The following is a 4,645-nucleotide window of genomic DNA, read 5'->3' on the forward strand; positions in this document are numbered from 1 at the left end:
CACGCGCAGGCTGCCCAAGGTGTAGTGGATGGCCCTCTCCAGCAACGCCACCCCTGCCGTCAACGCCGAAACGCCGGACACGAGATCAGACCCTGGCCCGCGGCCAGGCGGCCGGAATCGCCGGGCGCGAGGTCAGGCCACGGGTAGGACCTGGCGCGGGTCAGGCGGCTGGGACGGCTGGGCGTGGGGTCAGGAGGGCGCGGATGTTGCGGGCGGCGGTGCGGCCCGCGCGGTTGGCGCCGACCGTGCTGGCCGAGGGCCCGTAGCCGACGAGTTGCAGCCGCGGCTCCCGGACGACCCGCGTCCCGTCCACCTTGATGCCGCCGCCCGGCTCCCGCAGGTGCAGCGGCGCGAGGTGGTCGAGCGCCGACCGGAAGCCGGTGGCCCACACGACGACGTCCGCCGCGGTCTGCCGCCCGTCCGCCCATTCCACGCCGTACGGGGTGAGGCGGCGGAACATCGGCAGCCGCTCCAGCGCCCCCTTCGCCATCGCCTCCCGCACGACGACGCTGTAGCCGAGCCCGGTGACGCTGACCACGCTCTGCGGCGGCAACCCGTCCCGCACCCGTGCCTCCACCAGGGCGACGGCCTCGCGCCGGGCGTCCTCGCCGAAGTCGTCGCCCCTGAAGACGGGCGGACGCCGGGTGACCCAGACGGTGCCGGCGGCCACCCCGGCCACCTCCGACAACACGTGCATCGCCGAGGCCCCGCCCCCGACCACGACCACCCGGCGACCGGCGAACGCCGCCGGCCCGCGATAACCCGCGTAGTGCAGTTGCTCGCCCAGGAAGTCGCCGGCCCCCGGGTAGTACGGCCAGTACGGACGCGTCCAGGTGCCGGTCGCGTTGACCACGGCCCTGGCCGCCCACTCCCCCGCGTCCGCCGCCACGACCAGCCGCCCGTCCTCCCCCTCCCGGACGGCCGTCACCTTGACCGGCCGCAGGACCTCCAGCCCCACGCGCCGCTCGTAGTCGCCGTAGTACTCCGGGACGACCGCCGCCGCGGGCCGGTCACCGGCCGCCACCACCCCGTCCGGCACGCCGGGCAGGTCGAAGATGCCGTGCACCTTGTCCATGGTCAGCGACGGTGACCGGTGCCGCCACGCGCCCCCGGGCCCTGCGGCCGCGTCGAGGACAACCGTCCTGATACCGAACCGCCGCAGGAAGTACGCGCTGGACAGCCCCGCCTGCCCGGCCCCGATCACCACAACCTCGGTCGTCTCCACGGTCGAGTGCAACCCCGCACACCCGCCCGCTCTTCCCACCCTGCCATTCCTGCGGCGACACCCGGCCCGCCCCGCAACGGCGCCGAGCCGTTCCCGCAGCGGCGCCTGTCCGGATCAGGCAGCGGCGCCTGTCCGGATCAGGCGGGGGGCGGCTCTGTCAGCGCCGTGGCGAACAGGGCGCGGTGGCGCAGGACGTGCTCGCGGTCGGCGCCGTACAACACGTCGTCGCCGCGGGCGATGTGCGCGGCGAAGGCCCGGTCCCCCGCCGCCGCGCGGTCGCGCATGTGCCGTACGAGGTGCGCCAGCCGGTCGGCGACGGTGACGGGCAGCGCCGGACGGTCACCTTCGGCCAGGCCGTAGGCGTCGGCGAACAACCGCAGCCTGCGCGCCTGCTCCCCCACCGGATCGGCCCCGTCGTGGCGGGGATCGCTCAGCGGGACGAACCGATAGGCGGCATAGGCAACGTCCCACACCCGCGGCCCCGGATGGGCGGTGTCGAAGTCGATCAAAGCCACCGGCCGCCCGTCGCGGAACACGCAGTTGTACGGCGCGACGTCCCCATGGCAGATGACCTCGGCGGGTTCGCGCGGGGGGAAGTACCAGGCGGCCCCGGCGGCGGACCGGAAGCCCTCGGTGGCGTCGTGGTAACGGCGCAGCAGCCGGGCGACGTCGCCGAGGGCCTGGTCGGAGCGGGCGTAGTCGGGCAACGGATGGCCGGGCACCTCGCCGGGGACGAAGTCGAGCACCTCCCGGCCCAGGACGTCGATCCCGTGCCCGGCCGGCGCGCCCGTGAAGCCGCGGGCGGCCAGGTGGGCGAGCAGCGCGTGCACGGCCGGCGTCCACGGACCGGTCGGGCGGCGCACGGTGGCGCCGACCCGCACCACCTGGTTGACACCGCCCCCGGTCAGCAGCTCCTCAGCACACCCGCCCCCGCTGAGCAGCCCTTCGTCAGGGCCGCCACCGGTCACCCGCTCCCAGCCACCGCCGCCACCGGCGAGCAGTTCCCGGTCACCGCCACCGGTCAGCGACTCGCCGTCACAACAGCCGGTCAGCAGTTCCTCGTCACGCTCGGACACGTCCGCCATCCTCGCATCACGGCGCGCACCGGCCACCGCCGTCGAGCCCGGACCCCGCCGGGAGGCGTCAGCGGGCCCTGAACGCGACCGCGGTCGTGGAGGCGATCGCCGTCACCAGGACCACCATGACCAGGACCGTGCCGAGCGGGTTCTTGCGCCGCGGCGGCGCCTGGAACTGCTTGACCCGCTTGTGCATCGCGACCGCCGGGGTGGGCTTGGACGTCGGCGCGACCTCCTGGACGGGCACCCGCACCGGAGGCGCCACACGCACCGGCCGGGGCGCGGGGTGGTGCACCGGCCTCGGCGTGTGCGGTGGAGTGGATGGCGGCGTGGGACGCGGTGTCGGCCGCGGCGACGAGCGAGGCGGCGGCGGGGACGGGCGGACGTGGCAGTCGCCCACCTCGACGCTGCCGCTCGGCCCGTACACGCACACCGAGCCGGGGCCGATCGACACGCGCGGCACAGGGGCGCCGGTCCGTGGCGCCCGCCCGCCGGGCCGCGTCGACACCGACGCCCGGGGCTCCGGATCGTCCCGGATCTGCGCACCCGGGACCGACACCACCGGCCCCGGGCCGTCCCAGATCTGGGCGCCCGGCACCGACACCACCGGCCCGGTGCGGCCGTCGCGCCCCCGCCCGCCGTGGATCGTGATCCCCGGGCTCGGGAGCTGCGACGGACGCACGCGCACGGCGCCGGGCGCCGGGGATTGCAGGTCGGCCGCCGCCGGGCCGGCCGCGCTCGCGGCGAGCAGAGCGGCGGCCAGCAGCAGCGGCGCACGCCTGACGCCCACGGTCACATTCCCCCGGCGATGCGGGAGAACTCCTGCAGCGCGCCCTGGAACGCCTGCGGCCCGACCGCCAGCGGCCCGGCGAAGGCGTGGGAGATGTCCCAGGTCAGATAGGTGCCGAAGCCGAGCATCGCGGCCATCGCGAGCAGCGGCAGGACGGCCAGGCCGCGTGGCCGCGCGCCGGCCAGGTAGGGGAAGACGACGACCAGCAGGCCGGTGAGCACGGTCAGCAGCAGCAGCCCCTGGGGCGGGGTGGCGGCGGCGTCCATCGAGCGCTGGGAACGGGCGGCGGCGATCGCGGCGACGCGTTCGAGCACGGCGTCGCGGGCGTCCTTGTCGTCGTCGGTCTTGGCGTCGACGGCACTCACCCGGCTGCGCATGGCGTCGAGCCGGGCGGCGCCGACGGGGTCCATCCGGCCCTCGGCCATCAGCGGCCACTCGTCTCTGACCACGAAGGTGACGTAGTCGCGCAGCGCGGTGCGGACCGTCTGCTGAGCGGTGCCGGGCAGGTCGGCCGCGGCCCAGTAGGCGTCGATCGCGGCCTGGCTCTCGGCCTGGGCGTTCTGGCGGGCGGCGTCGGCGGTGGTCCACGGCACGATGATCGCGATCGCGAACACCAGCAGGAACAGGGCCGACAACATCGACCCGGAGTGACCGGCCGAGACCCCGTCGGGCTCGGCGTCCTCGCTGCCCTTCTTCGTGAGCCGGAACACCAGCGCGGTGAGCGCCACCACGCCCACGGCCGCCACGATCGAGAGCGTGTACGCCAGCATGAAGATCTCCCAAATCTTCTCGAATACACAGTGTTACATGACTATCACACTATGCAACGCTGGTGTCAGCTACCGGCAAGTAAAGTCGCGGCAAGCGTGTCGGCCGCCGAGGGGGCGGCGCCGGGCGGCACCGGGCGACCCCGGAGACGTCGAGAACCTGCTCGCGCAGGGGTCCGGGGCGGCGCCGTCGCTGGACGGATCGTTGATCATGACCGGGCGTTCTGACCAAACGTCCAGCCGGTCGGTGATGATCCAGAAAAATGGTGACTATGGACGGCGTGAATCTCAACGGCCGTAAATTCGTGATGGTGAGCTCGACGGCGAGCGCGGTGGACCCCGACAGCCCGACGGAGTTCCTGTACTGGGAGGCCGACGGCGTGGTGTGGGGCAGCTACACGGGCGACACCGTGACCCACGGCCGCTTCGTCGGGACGCGCGACGGCGCAGACGTCTCCATCTCCTACGCCCATGCGCTCAAGGCGGGCGGCAAGGCGGGCGGCCAGAGCAGCAGCCGCGTCGAGCAGGGCGAGGACGGGCTGCTGCGCCTGGTCGAGGAGTTCCGGTTCGACGGCGACGACACGCTGCACGTCAGCGTGTGCGCCGAGGTCCCGGCCTCCTGACCGGCCCTCCGACGGGAAACCGGAAGGCCGGAGGGGCCGATCGGCCGGGAGCGGGCAACGCACCGGCCACCCGGCCACCCGGCCACCCGGCCACCCGGCGGCCCGGCGGCCCGGCGGCCCGGCCGCTCTCGGCCCAGGGGGCGACGCCCAGCCCTCCTCGCGGA

General features: G+C 74.8%; 5 protein-coding genes. 1 reads left to right on the forward strand and 4 read right to left on the reverse strand.

Annotated features, from left to right (window positions below):
* Positions 1-160 precede the first annotated feature (160 nt).
* The 4 genes from ACWCSD_RS48160 to ACWCSD_RS48175 all read right to left on the reverse strand — a co-directional run bounded on the left by ACWCSD_RS48160 (position 161) and on the right by ACWCSD_RS48175 (position 3,861).
* Positions 161-1,225, reverse strand: coding sequence for an FAD-dependent oxidoreductase (locus ACWCSD_RS48160; protein WP_449925785.1), 1,065 nt, complete (start codon positions 1,223-1,225; stop codon positions 161-163).
* A gap of 137 nt (positions 1,226-1,362) precedes the next feature.
* On the reverse strand, positions 1,363-2,301 hold the full coding sequence (locus tag ACWCSD_RS48165) for a phosphotransferase enzyme family protein (protein ID WP_449925788.1): 939 nt from the start codon (positions 2,299-2,301) through the stop codon (positions 1,363-1,365).
* Positions 2,302-2,368: 67 nt separating this feature from the next.
* Positions 2,369-3,091: a hypothetical protein gene (locus ACWCSD_RS48170; protein WP_449925791.1), complete on the reverse strand. Its 723-nt coding sequence runs from the start codon at positions 3,089-3,091 to the stop codon at positions 2,369-2,371.
* 2 nt (positions 3,092-3,093) lie between these two features.
* The gene (locus tag ACWCSD_RS48175) at positions 3,094-3,861 is read right to left on the reverse strand and encodes a bestrophin-like domain (RefSeq protein ID WP_358286355.1); all 768 of its coding nucleotides are present in this window, start codon (positions 3,859-3,861) and stop codon (positions 3,094-3,096) included.
* 269 nt (positions 3,862-4,130) lie between these two features.
* Between ACWCSD_RS48175 and ACWCSD_RS48180 the strand changes: the two genes are divergently transcribed.
* A complete protein-coding gene (locus tag ACWCSD_RS48180; RefSeq protein ID WP_358286353.1) occupies positions 4,131-4,481 on the forward strand; it encodes a hypothetical protein in 351 nt (116 codons plus the stop codon).
* Positions 4,482-4,645 lie beyond the last annotated feature (164 nt).

Source organism: Nonomuraea sp. NPDC001684, from assembly GCF_053596515.1.